Below are 2,510 nucleotides of genomic sequence, written 5' to 3'. Positions count from 1 at the left end.
GTGACCTCTCCCGTAGAAGAGTTCACCGTAGCTACCGAGGGATTGGAAGAAGTATAGGAAAATGTTCCATCTCCAGTAGATGTGGGCGCTGTTAGTTGAAAATTCGGATCGCCGAAGGTCTTGGTAATATCTGGAAATCCACTGAGTGTAGGGGTAACTTTACTGACAGTGATTGTAACCGTATTGGTTCCTGGTCCATAAGAACTTGAAGCAAGTTGAGATAAGGTTATTACAGCCGTTCCTTCACTAACAATTGAAACAGTACCATCTGATGCAACACGCACAACACCCTCATCACTCGAAGCATAGGAAATTGGGTTTGGATTATTTGAAGTTGCAGCAAGGTTAAAGTCTGCATCTAAAGCAGTTTTAGAGATTGGAGAGCTTGCCGAAATAACTGTTGTATTTTTAATATTGAAAACTTCCGTTAAATCATCAGTTATATTGTTTCCTTCATTCAATAAAGTTGTGTTGTCAGATCCATAAACAGTCTGAGAATTTGATGCAGAAACCGTCACTGGATTACCTACACTCAATGCTTTTAAGGTAAGTTCGAGCACCTCTTCATCACCTGGACTAACATTTCCAATAGTCCACTTTCTTGTGCTATTAGACCATGAACCAACCGAAGGATTGTTTGCTGTTATTTCAAAATTAGAAGGTATTGATAGTGACACCTCAGCGCTAGATGCCGAAAAAAAAGACTGGTATTTATAATTTACTCTTAAAGTAATACTCTCGTTCACCTCAGGAGTTTGTTTCGTTGAGGTTACATCCAGTTTTATCTCGGGTAAGCAGTCACTAACGTCTACGGGAGCTGAAACATACTCTTTACCATCAGCAGATTGAGTAATCCCTATGGTATAGGACCCAGGTAAGTTTGGAACCAAAGTACTCTGGGTTGCACCTGATACAGGATTACCTTCAAGGTACCATTGATAGATCGAGTAACCTTGCGGAGCTGAAAGCGAAACATTTCCATCTTGGAGGCAGTCTCCAACCACATTCACATCAACGTCAATACTCGGGATGGTCTCAAAGCCAGAAAAATAACCAGACACACCGACAACACCACTTTGCCCCATAAATCCGACCGCAATTGAATTAGTGGAAAGCACCTTAACGTCACCTTTAAGCCCATCTAAGAAGTAGGTCACCCAAAGCTCAGAGCCACTGACCACTTTACGTTTACCCGTCAAATCTTGAAGCACTCCATTTTCATATACTTCCAGCTCTGCATCAGGCGTAGAAGCCGCCGAGATAATACTCACCCCTCCGCCAGAGAGTGTTTTTGTTGCGAGTTGATCAACTCCAGGTATAAAATTAACCTCTTTGTCTAGAAGGAAATTAACAGGTGCAATAAAGTTATAATCAACGTTAGCGCCGTTATTAGCGCCTGCAGTCGAGTGATAGGCATAGATTTGTTTTGATGCCCTTACATACATGTTTTCGCCCTGCCGGACTGTTGAACTACCAGAATAATATGACCCAGGAACGATGTAATACTCTCCCGCATCAATTGTCGTTATAGGTGTCAAGGCGTCATTAACATATAACTCTGTACCGTTTTGAGTGGCAATAATGATGGCGAATTCCAAATCATCTTTACCATACCCTCTCACAAAAACGTATTCATTACCAAGCACATTCTCAGGAATGATCTGATCTATCGCGATATCTCGACCACCATCATTACTCGGCGAATACAATGCATTGCCCAAGCTCACAGCAATGTCCTTATCTGCCGCTATTAATGCACCCATCCATTCATCATAGGTTATATTTGTTTTAAAATTTGGAAGATTTCGGATTGCGTATTCTAAAACGTATGATTGCCCTTTGTTCAACGTGATAGAGAGCCTGTCGTCTGTAATAGCGTCTACATCAGAGCCTTTCCGAAAAACAATACTCGGGTCATAGCCAGATATTTCAACCGTAGTCCCATCTTCTGTGGCCATAATGCCTAAGGTTGCATTCGTATCATCCCCAAAAATAACCGGTCCACCTCCCCACCTAAATCGCTTTCCCAGGGCGGCGCGTCCTTTTGAGGTCAGAGAAGATCCTTGAGCCGACTGCGCACCTCGGTGGTTAACATAAAATCTCTCGCCATTTTCAGACTCAAACCGTAAACCACTATCAGACAAAACCTTTCCAGTATTGTCATTATCAACGAAGGTTACGTTATTATCGCCGTTACCTAAAGAATAGATGTAAGGATTAAGGTTAGACAACTTAATAGTCTTGATAGGTGTTGGGTCTGTACCCTGATAAACCTTGACATCAAATTCAGTTGTTTCTGGTGTTGACAAATAAATCGCCTGAACCTGAAACCCAATATTGTTGCTTTCCTGCTTCAAAGGGGGCAGGTAATGAAGATCGCTTAATTGAGCAAATGCAGAGTGTGATAAAGCTGACACCAACATGAAAACTGTAATTACTACTTTAGCAAGTTTCATAAATTTATTTTGTTTAAATTATTTTTAATTTTTGCTGTAATTAAAAGAGGCTTT

General features: G+C 41.3%; 1 protein-coding gene. It reads right to left on the bottom strand.

What is annotated here, in order from left to right; all coding sequences use genetic code 11:
* Positions 1-2,456, bottom strand: a 2,456-nt coding sequence (locus KG732_RS12885) for an IgGFc-binding protein (RefSeq protein ID WP_367271521.1), incomplete at its 3' end; no start/stop codon positions are given.
* Between the last annotated feature and the right edge of the window lie 54 nt (positions 2,457-2,510).

The sequence above is a fragment of the Nonlabens sp. genome, assembly GCF_018401815.1.
Taxonomy (GTDB): Bacteria; Bacteroidota; Bacteroidia; order Flavobacteriales; family Flavobacteriaceae; genus Nonlabens.
The sequence above is the reverse complement of the archived record's forward strand: the minus strand, read 5'-3'. Positions and strand labels throughout refer to the sequence as shown.